The following is a 14,663-nucleotide window of genomic DNA, read 5'->3' as shown; positions in this document are numbered from 1 at the left end:
TTCCTCCCATTTTATCATACTGACAGGATTTTTATACTTATGATCACTCAAATTCTTCTTCAGCAGACCATCATCATGTTTGCGCTCATGCTGCTCGGTCTGCTCCTCTCTCGCCGCGGCATGATCACCGAACAGGGCAGCCGTGATCTTTCCAACGTGCTGCTGTATGCGGTCATCCCGTGCGTCATTCTGCGCAGCTATATGTCTGAATTCAGCACGGAAAAGCTGCGCGCGATGGGTCTTTCCGCTCTGATCGCGGTCATTGCTTTCGCGGCGTCCATCGCGGTCGCGTATCTGACCTGCGGCACCCGTCACCGGATCGAAAACTTCGCTGTCGCCTTCGGCAATGCAGGCTTTATCGGCATTCCGCTCGTTACCGCTGTATTCGGGCCGGAAGCAGCGTTCTATGTGGTCTCGTTCAGCACGTTCGCAAACCTTTTGCAGTGGACCTACGGCATCGTCATCATTTCCGGCAAAAAGGAGACCATGAATCTCAGAATGGTTTTCGTCAATCCGGTCTTTATCTCCATGGTCATCGGCATCGCGCTTTTCGTGCTCCAGCCGACGCTCCCGACGGTCGTTACCGGTACCATCGGCTATATCGCGGACGGCAATACCGTGCTCGCCATGATCATCCTCGGCTACTATCTCTCCAAGGTGCAGCTGCGCGGTCTGTTCGCTGATGTACGGCTGTATCTCTTCTCCGCACTGCGTCTGCTCGTCGTTCCGGCGGTCACGATACTCGTGTTCCTGCCGTTCCCCTTCGCGCGCGGCGAGATTACGCTCATCACGCTCATCGCGGCCGCAACGCCGATCGCAAGCAGCACCGCCATCTTTGCGCAGAAGTTCGATCAGGACTACCGCCGGGCAGTCTCCTACGTCTGCCTCTCCACCATTCTCTCGGTCGCAACGCTCCCGCTCGTCATGCTCTTTGCGGAACGGCTGCTCTCGTAAATTCTTCAGATGACCGGAAAAGCGGCGTGAACCCAAAGGTTCGCGCCGCTTTTTTCTGTCTTATCCCAGAACAGCCTTGTGGAAGGTCTTTTTGCCCTTCTTGATCATGCACTCCTCGTTAAAGAAGTCCTTTGCGAGCTGCTGCTTGAAATCCGCGACCTTTTCGCCGTTGAGAGAAACGCCGCCGCCCTGTACGAGCTTGCGCGCCTCTCCGTTGGAGGCCGCGAGACCGCACTTGACCAGCAGGGTCAGCACACCGATCTGGCCGTCGGTAAAGTCCGCATCGGTCAGCGTAGTGGTCGGCATATTGGCAGCCGCACCGCCAGATACGAAGATCTCCTTCGCAGCGGTCTGCGCCTTTTCCGCCTCCTCTGCGCCGTGAACCAGAGCGGTCAGCTCGTAGGCAAGGATCTCCTTCGCCTTGTTGAGCTGTGCGCCTTCCCACTTGTCCATCTTCTCGATCTCCTCGAGCGGCAGGAACGTCAGCATGCGGATGCACTTGAGTACGTCCGCATCGTCCACGTTGCGCCAGTACTGGTAAAAATCGTAGGGAGAGGTCTTGTTCGGGTCGAGCCATACTGCGCCCGCGGCAGTCTTGCCCATCTTCTTGCCCTCGCTGTTGAGCAGCAGGGTGATGGTCATGGCGTGCGCATCCTTGCCCAGCTTGCGGCGGATCAGCTCGGTGCCGCCGAGCATATTGCTCCACTGGTCGTTGCCGCCGAACTGCATATTGCAGCCGTAGTTCTTAAACAGGTAGTAGAAGTCGTAGGACTGCATCGGCATGTAGTTGAACTCGAGGAAGCTCAGGCCCTTTTCCATGCGCTGCTTGAAGCACTCTGCGCGGAGCATATTGTTGACCGAGAAGCAGGAACCGATGTCGCGGATGAACTCGATGTAGTTGAGATTCATCAGCCAGTCCGCATTGTTCACCATCCGCGCCTTGCCCTCGCCGAACTCGATAAAGCGCTCCATCTGCTTCTTGAAGCAGTCGCAGTTGTGCTGGATGGTCTCGACGGTCATCATCGAACGCATATCGGTACGGCCGGACGGGTCGCCGATCATGGCGGTGCCGCCGCCGATGAGCGCGATCGGCTTGTTGCCTGCCATCTGCATGCGCTTCATCAGGCAGAGCGCCATGAAGTGACCGACGTGCAGGCTGTCTGCGGTCGGGTCGAAGCCGATGTAGAACGTCGCCTTGCCGTTGTTGATCATCTCGCTGATCTCTTCTTCGTTCGTTACCTGCGCGATCAGGCCGCGCGCTTTCAGTTCGTCGTAAAGTTTCATCGAATATTTCTCCTGTTACTTGATTTTATCCTTTATATCCTGTACTGAAACGCTGTTACGGGGCGCGTTCCTTATGTCTCTCGTCGATAAACACCATTGCTATGCCCCCTGCCCTGCCGCATCGAGCAGGTCCTCTGCATTTTTGCGCGCGGCGTCCGAGATTTCTTCACCGGACAGCAGCCGTGCGATCTCGTCGATGCGGTGTGCGCGATCCATCGGACTGACGTCCGTAAAGCTCCGCCCGTCGCGGACGGATTTGGAAATGCGCAGATGATGGTCGCCCATCGCCGCGATCTGCGGCAGATGGGTCACGCAGAGCGTCTGCTTCTTCCGCGCGATGGCGGACAGCTTGCGTCCGATCTGCTGTGCTGCGTGACCGGACACGCCGGTATCGATCTCGTCAAAAATCAGCATACCAACATCTTCGCCCGCTGTCAATACGTTTTTGAGCGCGAGCATGATACGGCTCAGCTCGCCGCCGGAGGCGACTCTGGAGAGCGGCTTTTCCGGCTCGCCCGGATTGACCGAGATCTCGAACGTCACGGTGTCAAAGCCGTGCGCGGACAGCTTGGTCCCGGTGTGCACGGCGATGCGCATGCGGACCTTGTCCATATCCAGCTCGGAAAGCTCGCGCACGATCTCCTGTTCGAGCTTTTTCGCCGCCGTGCGCCGCGCCTCGGTCAGCTCGGCTGCAATGCTCTTGGTCTGGCGAAGCATTTCGCGGTACTGCCCGCGAAGCTCCTCACGGCGGTCGTCCGCATTCTGAAGCGCGTCAAGCTCTGCCTCGATTCTGTCGCGGTACGCCAGAATTTCCGGTATCGTACCGCCGTATTTCTGCTTGAGACGGTATATCTCGTCGAGGCGCTGTTCTACATATTCGCGTTCCGCCGAGGAAAAGTCCAGATTGCCGCTCTGTGCCGCTACGCTGTCGCGCAGATCGGCCGCGAGCAGCCGCACCTCCTCGGCCTGCTCCGCCATGCCGTCAAAGGCATCGGACACCTCGCGCAGCGCGGAAATCGCCGCCGACACCTCATCGAGCATGGCGCATGCGCCGCCGACCTCATCGTCGCCGCTCAGCGCAAGCCGTGCGCGTTCGAGTGCACCCGCTATCTTTCCTGCGTGGTCGAAGTACGCCTTGCGCTGTGCAAGCGTCTCGTCCTCGTCCGGCTTCAGTGCCGCCTGTTCGATCTCGTCCTTGTGGAACGACAGCATATCGATGCGCTGCAAGCGCTCCTGTTCGCCGGTCTCGAGCGCGTGAATTTCGCGCCGGAGCGCCAGAAGCGCCTGATAATTCGGCCGGTAACGCTCGAGCAGCGCCGCATTTCCTGCGTAGCCGTCCAGATAGTCGATATGATGCGCCTCGTCGAGCAGCTTCTGACCGTCGTTCTGACCGTGAATGTCGATCAGATACGGCGCAAGCAGCCGCAGTGTCGAGGCCGACACCGGCTTCATGTTGACGCGGCAGGAGCTTTTTCCGTCCGCGGTGAGCTGACGCTGGATATGCAGCGTATCCCCTTCGTCACCGGCAAGATCCAGCTCGTTGACAAGCTGGCAGAGCGCCGGCGGCAGCTCGGTGAATACCGCGCTGACAAAGCCCTTTTTCGCGCCCGAGCGCACCAGATCGCGGCTGACTCGTCTGCCGAGGATCGCGCCGATCGAGTCGATGACGATACTCTTGCCCGCGCCGGTCTCACCGGAGAGCACGGTCAGTCCGCCCTCCAGCTCGATGTCCGCGCGCTCGATCACGGCAATATTTTCAATGTGGAGTAGTTGCAGCATTGCCGCGTCCTCACCTGCTTACTTTAGAATATCATGCGCCTGTCTGGAAAACCGCTCAGCGCTCTCGGTATCGCGCATAACGACGAAAACCGTGTCGTCGCCGCCCAGTGTGCCGACCACATCCACCGCGCGCATCGCGTCGATCGCCATCGCCGCCGCCTGACCCAGACCGGGAAGCGTCTTGATGACGACCATGTTCTGCGCGGCGTCGATATCGGTCACGCACTCACGGAAAATATTCCGCAGACGAGTCGTGAAACTGTCCGCTGCACCAGCCGCCGCAGCCGTATATTTATACTTTCCGGTCTCAGTGGAAAGCGATTTGATGAGCCGCAGCTCCTTGATGTCGCGCGAGACTGTCGCCTGCGTGGTGCTGTAGCCGATCGCACGCAGATGGTCGGTCAGCTCCTCCTGCGTCTCGATCTCGAAGCGATCGATCAGCTCCAGGATCTTCGCCTGTCTCTGAAATTTCATTTCACGCACCCCCTGTTCAGAAATGCTTTTTTTTTTATAAAATCACAGCTTCTGCTGCAGTATTCGGTAAAAGCTGTTGCCCTTGAGACGGATCAGCCGCGTGCGCAGCGCAGATCGCGTGATGAGCACCCGGTCGTCCGGACGCACGGCGAACCCCTGTCCGCCGTCCGCCGAGATGAACACTTCGCTGCCGCCCTCGCAGGCTGCCGTGATGGCGAGCGTGCGCTCGGGCGCGAATACGAACGACTTTGCCGCCAGCGCATGCGCGCAGATGGGAATGACCGCCAGATTTTCCGCGCTCGGCTCGATCACCGGGCCGCCTGCGGACAGGCCGTAGGCCGTCGAGCCGGTCGGTGTCGCCGCGATCACGCCGTCTCCGTTGAATCGCGTGACCTCCTCGCCATCGGCCGATATGCCGACGCGCACCACGCGGAACGCGGTGCCCTTTGCAATGACGATATCGTTCAGCGCGTCATTTTCATAGACCCTGCGGCCATGGCGCTCGACCTCGACATGCAGCATCATGCGGCTGTCGAGCTGATAGTCCCCCTCGAGCAGCGCCTGCATTTTATCCAGTTCCGCCGGCTCCAGCTCGGTCATAAAGCCGACGTGGCCGACATTGATGCCGAGCAGCGGCAGCTCATTCTGCGCCGCCGCCCGGGCGATGCGCAGCATGGTGCCGTCTCCGCCCAGAACGACAGCGGCGTCCGCGATGCGGACCGCCTCGGCAGTATCCATGTAATCGAGCGCCATCACCTCATCATGCAGCGCGTGCATGGTGCCCCGCATCTGATTGGGCAGGATGAGGCGAATATCCCTGCCCCGGAGCCGCTCGCAGACCGAAGGCAGAATTTCCCGCGCACTTTGCTTGCGCAGATTGGGGTAGATGAAAAACGTCCGCATCAGCTGTCCAGTTCCTCGTGCGCCTGACGCACAACCTCCGCCAGATCCGGGATATGCTCCTCGCCCTGCTTCGCCAGATAGCCGAGGAATTCAATGTTGCCCTCCGGCCCCTTGATGGGCGAAAACGTTACGTCGAGCACCTTGAAGCCTGCCGCATGTGCGTTTTCTACATAGTTCTCGAGCACTTCCAGATGGATCTCCGGCTCGCGCACGACGCCTTTCTTGCCGACCTTGCCCTTGCCGGCCTCAAACTGCGGCTTGATGAGGTTGGCCACGCGGCCGTCCTCGGTCAGCAGGCCCGCAACGACCGGCAGCACGAGCTTCAGCGAGATGAACGATACGTCGATGACGCAGAGCGACGGGGTTTCCTCGAGCATATCCGGCGTTACATAGCGGATATTCGTGCGCTCCATGCACTTGACGCGCGGATCCTGCCGCAGGCTCCATGCGAGCTGACCGTAGCCGACGTCGATGGAGTAGACCTTCTCCGCGCCGCGCCGCAGCAGGCAGTCGGTAAAGCCGCCGGTCGATGCGCCGACGTCCATGACCGTCAGGCCGGACGGGTCGATCGCAAAGTAATTGAGCGCCTTCTCGATCTTCTTGCCGCCGCGCGAGACGAACGCATTGTCGTTGCCGCGGACTTCAAGCTCGGCGTTCTCGTCCACCATGTCGCCTGCCTTGCCGGCCTTCTGTCCGGCGATATACACGATGCCCTCCATGATAGCGGTCTTCGCGCGTTCGCGCGAGGGGCACAGACCCTTTTCAAACAGCAGTACATCCAGTCGTTTCTTAGCCAAGACCGGTCTCCTTTCGATGTTCCATCACAAATTCCGCAATACCGTCCGCGTCCAGACCGCAGTGACGGTACAGATCGTTCACGCTGCCGTGCGGCAGGAAGCGGTTGCCCGTGCTGATGCACAGCGTTCTGCCGCTGCGGTGCGAGGCAAGCCATTCGCCCACGCCGCCGTTGTCGACCGTGTCCTCCACGACGACGCACAGACCGGAAAGCGCATCCTCCTGTGCCGCAAGCGCCTGCTCGAGCGCCGGACTCAGTTCGTTTACCTTGCAGACCTGCGTGCGGACGCCGCGGCTTTCCAGCTTTTCCGCTGCTGCAAGCGTTTCGTTTATCATAATGCCGTGCGTAACGAGCGTGACCTCATGACCGGCAGTCTGCCGGACACAGGCGAGCGGCTGCGACGAAGTGTCGCCGCGCCATGCGCCCTCGCCGCCGCGCGGATAGCGGATGGCGACCGGGCCGTTCTCGTGATAGACCGCGCGCGTCATCATCGAGCGCAGCTCCGCGAAGCTCGACGGGCAGAGAATGGTCACGCCCGGGATCGAGCGCAGAAACGCAATATCGAGCACGCCGTTGTGGGTCGCGCCGTCCGCGCCGACAATGCCCGCGCGGTCGATGCAGAACACGACATGCAGTCCTTCAATCGCGACATCATGCACGACCTGGTCGTAGGCGCGCTGTAAAAACGTTGAATAGAGCGCGACGACCGGGACAAGGCCCTGCGCCGCCATGCCGGCCGCCATAGCGACCGCATGCTCCTCCGCGATGCCGACATCAAAGAAGCGGTCGCGGTGCAGCGTGGAGAATCTGGTCAGACCCGTGCCCGACGGCATCGCCGCCGTGATCGCACAGATGCGCGCGTCCTTGTCCGCAAGACCGCACAGCTCCGCGCCGAAACGCGCCGAGAAGTCCTCCTTCTTCTTCGCAAGAAATTCGCCCGTCACGCGGTCGAACTGCGATACGCCGTGATATTTCTCCGGATTGTTCTCGCTCGGCGCGTAGCCGCGTCCCTTCTGCGTCATCACGTGCAGCAGCACCGGCTTTTTCATCTTTTTCGCCTGTGCCAGCAGCTCGCAGACGCTCTTGAGGTCGTGGCCGTCCACCGGGCCGAGATAGGTAAATCCCATCTGCTCGAACAGCGACGTCGGCAGCAGGAAGCCCTTGATGCGCGCCTTGGTGCGCGAGATCGACTGCGTCAGCGCCCGTCCGCCCGGAATGCGCGCGAGCTTTTCCTTGATACGCACCTTCGCACCCAGATAACGCGGACTGACGCGCAGACGCGACAGATGACGGCTCAGGCCGCCGACATTCTTCGCGATCGACATATTGTTGTCGTTCAGAACGACGAGCAGCGGCTCGCCCGACGTGCCGGCATTCGAAAGCGCCTCATACGCCATGCCGCCGGTCAGCGCGCCGTCGCCGATGACCGCGACAACGTGGTATTTCTGGTTTCTGAGCGTGCGCGCGTGCGCCATGCCGAGCGCGACCGAAACCGAGTCCGAGGCGTGGCCCGTGATGCACGGGTCAGTAATGCTCTCCTCCGGCTTCATGAAGCCGGAAAGGCCGCCGTACTGCCGCAGCGTTGAAAAACGGTCGCGGCGGCCGGTCAGTATCTTGTGGACGTAGCACTGATGGCCGACATCGTAGATGATGCGGTCGCGCGAGGAGTCGAACTCCCGTTCGAGTGCTACCGCCAGCTCGACGATGCCGAGATTGGAGGCGAGATGGCCGCCGGTCTGAGAGACCGAGTCCACGATAAACTCGCGCAGCGCCGCACACAGCACGCCAAGCGTGTCATACGACAGTCCCTTCAGATCAGCAGGACTGGTTATATTGTTCAAAATTCCATATCTTTTCATGAAAATATCCCCACCGGAACGGTAGTTTTATCTTTTATTATCCAGCTTGAGCGGCAGCACGGACAGAACGCGGCCGCACAGCGCAAGCACCTTGCCGCTCGCAGCGACAGCGATGCCCTTTCCGGCCGCCTTGCCGCCGATCGTACCCGCAGAAATCAGACCCGTGATCAGGAGCGAGACCAGAACCTTGGTCGCGCCGTCCGTACCGGCAGTGATGTGCGTCACGATCAGCGCGCCCGTTGCACCGGAGATAATGCCGCAGATATCGCCCACGACATCGTTGCAGATGCTCGATACCTTTTCCGCATTGCGCACCATCCAGACCGCCTCGCGCGCGCCGCGCACCTTGTGCGCCGCCATGGAGTGAAACTCCTTTTCCGTGCCCGAGGTCGCGGCCACGCCGATCATGTCGAACACGATGCCGAGGCCGATAAAGAAGAACAGCACCACAAACGACAGGACTGTGCCTGCGCTGTTGAGCGCTTCATTCGAGATATACGACATGACCACCGACAGCACAAAACTGACCGCCATGATCGTCACGACCCAGCGGACGTTGACAACGGACGGCTTTTGCGGCGGCTTTTTCTTTTGCTTGTTTTCTGTTGACTCCAAAACGATACGACTCCTCAGTTCTTTTTTCAAACCGGTCACATATGGCAAACGGCTCCGCTCCCCTGTTTTTACGCAGGAGAGCGACGCCGGAAATAGATAAAAGGCAGTGACGGCAGGCCGAGTAAATCTTGCGGCTTGAGGTTCGGTTGGATTTCCCCGCGAACTGCCACGCGTCGCCGCCGTGGGGGTTTCCCATTAAAGTCCGTGCCGGGATGTTGCCATCACCGGGACCGAATTGCCACTGAGTCCGCACTGCAATCCACGGCCTGCCTCGTAAACGAATAGCCTAGGTGATTTCCACAGCAGTCAACACAATTCTTAGCCTCTTTTGCAGACATGGTTTCAACCGTCAATTCCCACGGCATTCCTGGCCGGGAAACCGCAGGCGGATACGATATTCACCATGGCCACTCAAGGCAGGCTACACTGCACACAGCGTTTCTGAACAGCGCGAGGGGGATCAATTCCTCACAGGGTCATCCGCACCGCATTGCAGGTTTCATCCCGTGCCGTTGGACATCCATCAACCCCAAAGGGATGCTATAGGTGTCCGACAGTCACGGGTCTCCACGGCGAGAGGGTCGGTACTTCATGCCATTGAAGCGCGCCCGCAGGCCTTAACCTCCAGCATCCACCCCAAACTGGGCGTAAGAAGCAAACACCAGAGACTTCATCGATATGCCCGTCTACGGATTTTTAGGCCCGTCTTGGGAATTGCATGTACTGACTAGGATACTACGTCACTGTTTTCAGTTTACCATAAATTCGAGCGTTTTTCAACATTAGACGAAGAATACGCAGAATTTTAACATCTTAAGATTTGCGGCCGGTCAGGCTGCGCGCGAGCGTTTCCAGAAACGCGCGTCCTTCATAGGGCGTGAGCGCCGCGACGGCCTGTTCGGTCAGCTCGCCTGCGAGCTTTCGGCACGCATCCAGACCGAGCAGGGACGGGAAGGTCGATTTTTCGCTTGCCGCGTCCTTGCCGATGGACTTGCCGAGCGTTTTCTCGTCGCCCTCGATGTCGAGGATATCGTCCTCGATCTGGAAGGCAAGGCCGAGCTTATCGCCATAGGCGCGCGCGGCCGCGATGCTCTCTGTATCGGTCTTTCCGGCCGCCGCACAGCCGAGCTCGCATGCGGCGCGCAGCAGGCAGCCGGTCTTGAGCTTCTGGAGCAGGCGCAGCTCGGTTTCGGAAATACGGCGATGCTCCGCGAGCATGTCGAGCACCTGACCGCCGATCATGCCGTTCATACCGGCGTTCTCGCTCAGAATCCGGATGCAGCGCAGCGCAGTCTCCGCTGGAACGTCTGCCTGCGAAGCGGTCTCGAACGCCGCGGTCAGCAGACCGTCGCCGGCGAGCACTGCCGTCGCCTCGTCGAACGCCTTGTGGCAGGTCGGACGGCCGCGGCGCAGATCGTCGTTGTCCATGCACGGCAGATCGTCGTGAATGAGCGAATAGGTATGGATCATTTCGAGCGCACACGCGAACGGCAGGGCGTTTTTGATGTCGCCGCCGTGCAGGCGGCAGAACTCGAGCACGATCACCGGACGCAGGCGCTTGCCGCCCGCCATCGCAGAGTATTTCGCCGCCTCGAAAATGCGGTCGTAGCCCTCATGCGTCTCGCGCGAGAGATAGCCCTCGAGCGCCGGCTCGATCAGCGCGATATCCGCGCTCAGCTGTTCGGAAAATGTCATTTTGCCGCCTCCTCTGCGTCGAACGGACGCTCTGTTACCTCGCCCTGGAGATTTTCCTGAACGACCGTCACCTTCTGTTCCGCCTTGTCGAGCAGCTTTCCGAGGGCGGCGGACAGCTTTGTGCCCTCCTCGAACAGCTTCATGCTCTCCGCGAGCGGCGCTTCGCCGCGCTCCAGCAGACGCACGATCTCTTCGAGCCGCGCCATCTGGCTTTCAAACGTCTTTTCCGCCATTTATTGTTCCTCCTCGGTATGGATCACGCGGCAGTCTGCCGCGCCTTTTGCAAATCGGATATGCAGCGCATCCCCTTCCTTCAGCGCCGCCGCATCGGTCACGACCGCGCCCCGTGCGCCCTTTGTCGCGACCGCATAGCCGCGGCTCAGCACGCGCAGCGGACTCATCGCGTCGAGCGACGCGACAGTCTGCGTGAAGCGCAGTCTCGCGCGGTGCAGATTTCCCCTGCCTGCCGCAAGCAGGCGGTCCTGCGCTGTCCGGAGCTGCTGTCTTTCGTGCGCAAGCCGCGCCGGGACCGTTCCCTGAAGGCGCTCGGTCAGCGTGTCGAGCACAAGCCGCTTTTCCGCGATATAGCGGACGGGCGTGCGCACGGACAGGCGCTCGCTCAGGCTTTGCAGCTGCCTTCTGCGCGATTCGGTCTGCTTTCCCGCCGCCGCACGCAGCCGCGCGTCCAGCATTTCGAGCGTCGCCTTCCAGTCCGTGCGGTCTGGAACCGCGAGCTCTGCCGCACCGGATGGCGTGGGGGCGCGCAGGTCGGCGACAAAGTCCGCGATCGTGACGTCCGGCTCATGGCCGACCGCTGAGATGACCGGGATCTCCGAAGCATAGATCGCCCGCGCCGTCACCTCTTCGTTGAACGCCCACAGATCCTCCATCGAGCCGCCGCCGCGGCCGCACAGGATGACATCCGCCTCACCGATCGCGTTCGTGAGCGCGAGAGCGCGCGCGATGCTCTCCGCCGCACCCTGTCCCTGCACCTGCGCCGGGTAGAGCACGACTTTCGCGAGCGGCCAGCGCCGCCCGAGGATGCGGATCATGTCGCGCACCGCCGCACCGGTCGGCGAGGTCACGAGCGCGATGGAGGACGGACAGGCCGGGATCGGCTTTTTGTGTGCCTCGGCAAACAGGCCCTCGGCCTGCAGCTTTGCCTTCAGCTGCTCGAAGGCGACGTTCAGCGCGCCTGCGCCGTCCGGAATGATCTCCGAGATATAAAGCTGCACCGCACCCGTGCGCGGAAACGAGCTGACACGCGCGCGGACGATGACCTTCATGCCGTTCTCCAGCCGGAATTTGAGCCGCATGGCGTCCGAGCGGAACATGACGGCGTTGATGGCCGCGTCCCGGTCCTTGAGCGTCATGTAGTGATGGCCGGACGAGTGCGCCTTGTAGTTCGAGATCTCGCCCTGCACCAGCAGACTGCGGTAGCCCGGAACGGCGTCCAGAAGATCCTTGATTTCGTTATTCAGTTGAGATACGGTATAAATCGCTGCCATAATGATTTCACACTCTGTTTGTCGGAAAAGCGCAGATCTTCGACAGGCTCACTGTCCGTCTGCGCCGGTTTTTCGGTACAGTCTTGCCGCGAGCACCGCCACGCCTACGGCGTTATCGCCCGAGAGCGTCGGCTCGGCAAAGCTGACGCCGCTGCCGAAGCGCTTCTCCATGCGCGCGCGGATGACCCGACTCGCCATCACGCCGCCGGCGCACAGCACCGGAACGTCATAGCGCTCCTTCGCCTGTTCGGTCGCCTTGATGACCGCATTGGCCACGGTTTCGAGGGCGAAGCGCGCCATGTCCTCAGGCTTTTCGGTCTTAAATTTATTTTCCACCTGGTTCTGCATGCCGGAGAGCGAGAATCTGCAGTCCGTCACTCTGGGACGAAAGCCCTTCTGCGGCTCTGCCGTCAGCGCAAGCTCATCCAGCGCCGCGCCCGACGGGAACGGCAGCTCGAGCAGTGCGCCCGCCCGGTCGAGCAGCTGACCGGCCGCAAGGTCGGTCGTGCCGCCGATGCAGGTGCAGTCCGGCAGGCCGTCCGCGCCGCACTCGACGTAAAGCAGCTCGCTCGTGCCGCCCGACAGATGCCACGCGAGGAAGCGGCTGTCCAGCAGGTCGAGCCGCCCGGCGGACAGCGCCGCCGCCGCGATATGCCCTTGCTGATGGGATACCTCGAAAAGCGGCACAGAAAGCAAATGCGCCGCACTGTGCGCGACGCTTTTTCCTGCCAGAAAGCAGGGCATATACGAGCCCTCGACCGCGCGCGGACGGGTGCTGACGCCGACTGCGCGCACCTCGCCCTGCGGCAGAGCTTCGATTTTTTCATGCAGATGCACGGTGTGCTGAAACAGTGCGTCCGACTGCCGCAGGCCGATCGCGCCCTCGGGCACGGTCAGCAGGCTGCCGCGGTTGCACCATTCGCCAGAGTCTGCGTCATAGACCGCAGCCGAGGTGCGGTAATTGGACGTATCGATCCCCAGAAAGCGCTCAGGCATCGGTCTCGTCCTTTTCCTGCTTCTCGCGCGCGACCGCACCCAGAACGCCGTTGATGAAGGCAGCAGCCTCCTCGGTGTCGTAGATCTTGTCGAGCGCGACCGCCTCATTGATGGCAACGCCGACCGGAACGTCGCTCACATAGCGCATCTCATAGATCGCAAGGCGCAGCACAGCCTTGGTCATGCGCGACAGGCGGTTCAGCTTCCAGCCCTTTGCGTTGCGCTCGATCGCGTCGTCAAGCTCGTCCACACGGGTCGCAACGCCCTTGACGACTGCGCGGATATAGTCGGCGTTCTCGACGCTCAGCCTGCCCGCATACATCTCGGCATCGGTTTTGAGCGAGCGCATAATGTTCTCGTCCAGCCGTTCCTCCAGATTTTCCGGCTCAAACTGCTGAAAACCCATCTCAAAGATAAGGTGCAGTGCGATCTCTCTTGCTTTTGTTCTGCTCATCACATTCTCGTTCACGGCGGCAGGCTCCTTCTCTGTTTTTATTTATCAAGGTAACTGATATTCATGTTTTTTATACTATCAATATCTTATTTTATCCTATTTTACAGAAAAACGCAAGGGCAATACCGCATAATTGCACAGGAGCGCAAAATTTCCGCAGAGCGCTGCCGTTTTCCCTTGTGCAGTGCTGCCCATGACGTTTCCGCGTCCGGCGTACCGGGCATAAAAAATGTGCGGCGAGACCGACGCTCACCGCACATTTTTCCGGATTTACTCGGCCGCGTTTTCTTCCTGCTCCCCGGCAGGCTTTTCTGCGGTCTGCGCCGGCTTTTCCTCCGGCTCTGCGGCCTTTTCCTCTGCCGCAGGCGCGAAGGTCACGCCGCCGACGTGTACATTGATCTCGACCACATTCAGGCCGGTCATCGACTCGATCTGGCTCTTGACGTTGTCCTGCACCTGCTTTGCGACCTCGCAGATGTTATGACCGAACAGCGCGAGAAAGCTGATCTCGACCTTTACGGTGTCCTCCTCGCCCAGCTCGACGCGCACGCCCTTGGACAGGTTTTTCTTGCTCAGAAAGCTGACAATGTCGCGCGTTACGCTGGAATAAAGACCGCTCACGCCGTCGGTCTCCGAGGCTGCAAGCGCCGCGATAGAGGCAACAACGTCCTCAGAAATGCGAATAGAACCCTGATCGCTCTCGGTCGACCAGTATTCCTTATGATCCGCCATAGTGCTCACTCTCCTTTAGCAAGAGTATATCACATCGGGCGCAAAATGAAAAGGGAAAATATGAGGCTGTCAGCTGCCGGCCTCGACGATTTTGATCTGTCCGGCGCTCATGCCGGTCTCAGAGACCACGATATCGCGTATCTTCGTCACATCGTCCGCCTGCAGGCCGCCCTCCGGCGGCGAGACCACGATGTTCGCCGAGCCGTCCGAGAGCATGACGACCGCATCCGCATAGCCCTTTGCGCGGATGAGGCTCTCGATGTTCGCCTCCTGCACGGAAGCCGCGGCCAGCGCGGAGATCTGCGAGGCGGCATCCTCCTTCGCGGTCTCGTCCGCATCCGCGCTCTCGGACAGCTCCTTCAGTGTGCTCACCGCCTCGTCGCGCGCCTTTTCTCTCGTCAGACGCGAGGATGCGAAATAATCCTCTCCCGCCGCCGCGCTGTCGTCCGATGCAGCAGAAGCGCTGTCCGCACTGCTCCCGTCGGTCTGGAGCAGATCCGCCGGCGGCTCAACATAGCTCCAGTTGAGATACGCCGCCGTGCACAGCAGCAGTGCGACCACGCCGTAGACCGCGCCTCGTTTCTTGATTTTTTTCATCACGCTCGCCCTCCTCG

The 14,663-nt window shown here is 60.6% G+C and carries 15 protein-coding genes; 1 reads left to right on the top strand and 14 read right to left on the bottom strand.

The window, feature by feature from the left end; translation table 11 throughout:
* Positions 1–39 precede the first annotated feature (39 nt).
* On the top strand, positions 40–954 hold the full coding sequence (locus tag H8S02_RS05080; RefSeq protein ID WP_186969599.1) for an AEC family transporter: 915 nt from the start codon (positions 40–42) through the stop codon (positions 952–954).
* 60 nt (positions 955–1,014) lie between these two features.
* On the opposite strand, the gene tyrS is transcribed toward H8S02_RS05080, so the two are convergent.
* The 14 genes from tyrS to H8S02_RS05010 all read right to left on the bottom strand — a co-directional run bounded on the left by tyrS (position 1,015) and on the right by H8S02_RS05010 (position 14,646).
* Positions 1,015–2,238: a tyrosine--tRNA ligase gene (gene tyrS / locus H8S02_RS05075; RefSeq protein ID WP_186969598.1), complete on the bottom strand. Its 1,224-nt coding sequence runs from the start codon at positions 2,236–2,238 to the stop codon at positions 1,015–1,017.
* A gap of 99 nt (positions 2,239–2,337) precedes the next feature.
* Positions 2,338–4,017, bottom strand: a complete 1,680-nt coding sequence (gene recN, locus H8S02_RS05070; RefSeq protein ID WP_186969597.1) for a DNA repair protein RecN — start codon at positions 4,015–4,017, stop codon at positions 2,338–2,340.
* A gap of 18 nt (positions 4,018–4,035) precedes the next feature.
* Positions 4,036–4,491 carry an arginine repressor gene (argR, locus tag H8S02_RS05065; RefSeq protein ID WP_186969596.1) on the bottom strand — a complete coding sequence of 152 codons (456 nt, stop codon included), beginning with the start codon at positions 4,489–4,491 and terminating at the stop codon, positions 4,036–4,038.
* Positions 4,492–4,533: 42 nt separating this feature from the next.
* Positions 4,534–5,394, bottom strand: coding sequence for an NAD(+)/NADH kinase (locus H8S02_RS05060; RefSeq protein ID WP_186969595.1), 861 nt, complete (start codon positions 5,392–5,394; stop codon positions 4,534–4,536).
* Positions 5,394–6,191 carry a TlyA family RNA methyltransferase gene (locus H8S02_RS05055; RefSeq protein WP_186969594.1) on the bottom strand — a complete coding sequence of 266 codons (798 nt, stop codon included), beginning with the start codon at positions 6,189–6,191 and terminating at the stop codon, positions 5,394–5,396. Before H8S02_RS05055 ends, H8S02_RS05060 begins: the two co-directional genes overlap by 1 nt.
* A complete protein-coding gene (gene dxs / locus H8S02_RS05050; RefSeq protein WP_186969593.1) occupies positions 6,184–8,049 on the bottom strand; it encodes a 1-deoxy-D-xylulose-5-phosphate synthase in 1,866 nt (621 codons plus the stop codon). Before dxs ends, H8S02_RS05055 begins: the two co-directional genes overlap by 8 nt.
* Positions 8,050–8,076: 27 nt before the next feature.
* Positions 8,077–8,664 carry a hypothetical protein gene (locus H8S02_RS05045; protein WP_207722070.1) on the bottom strand — a complete coding sequence of 196 codons (588 nt, stop codon included), beginning with the start codon at positions 8,662–8,664 and terminating at the stop codon, positions 8,077–8,079.
* 813 nt (positions 8,665–9,477) lie between these two features.
* Positions 9,478–10,359: a polyprenyl synthetase family protein gene (locus tag H8S02_RS05040; protein WP_186969592.1), complete on the bottom strand. Its 882-nt coding sequence runs from the start codon at positions 10,357–10,359 to the stop codon at positions 9,478–9,480.
* Positions 10,356–10,592, bottom strand: coding sequence for an exodeoxyribonuclease VII small subunit (gene xseB / locus H8S02_RS05035; RefSeq protein ID WP_118684554.1), 237 nt, complete (start codon positions 10,590–10,592; stop codon positions 10,356–10,358). The genes H8S02_RS05040 and xseB overlap by 4 nt, the downstream gene beginning before the upstream one ends.
* Positions 10,593–11,867 (bottom strand): exodeoxyribonuclease VII large subunit, encoded by a 1,275-nt coding sequence (gene xseA, locus H8S02_RS05030; RefSeq protein ID WP_207722069.1) that lies wholly within the window; start codon positions 11,865–11,867, stop codon positions 10,593–10,595.
* 48 nt (positions 11,868–11,915) lie between these two features.
* Positions 11,916–12,863 carry a tRNA (adenosine(37)-N6)-threonylcarbamoyltransferase complex transferase subunit TsaD gene (locus H8S02_RS05025; RefSeq protein ID WP_186969591.1) on the bottom strand — a complete coding sequence of 316 codons (948 nt, stop codon included), beginning with the start codon at positions 12,861–12,863 and terminating at the stop codon, positions 11,916–11,918.
* Positions 12,856–13,332: a transcription antitermination factor NusB gene (gene nusB, locus H8S02_RS05020; protein ID WP_186969590.1), complete on the bottom strand. Its 477-nt coding sequence runs from the start codon at positions 13,330–13,332 to the stop codon at positions 12,856–12,858. The genes H8S02_RS05025 and nusB overlap by 8 nt, the downstream gene beginning before the upstream one ends.
* A gap of 255 nt (positions 13,333–13,587) precedes the next feature.
* A complete protein-coding gene (locus tag H8S02_RS05015) occupies positions 13,588–14,049 on the bottom strand; it encodes an Asp23/Gls24 family envelope stress response protein (RefSeq protein ID WP_186969589.1) in 462 nt (153 codons plus the stop codon).
* 69 nt (positions 14,050–14,118) lie between these two features.
* On the bottom strand, positions 14,119–14,646 hold the full coding sequence (locus H8S02_RS05010) for a SpoIIIAH-like family protein (RefSeq protein ID WP_186969588.1): 528 nt from the start codon (positions 14,644–14,646) through the stop codon (positions 14,119–14,121).
* Positions 14,647–14,663: the final 17 nt, after the last annotated feature.

This window comes from Agathobaculum hominis (assembly GCF_014288055.1).
GTDB classification, from domain to species: Bacteria; Bacillota; Clostridia; order Oscillospirales; family Butyricicoccaceae; genus Agathobaculum; species Agathobaculum hominis.
The sequence above is the reverse complement of the archived record's forward strand: the minus strand, read 5'-3'. Positions and strand labels throughout refer to the sequence as shown.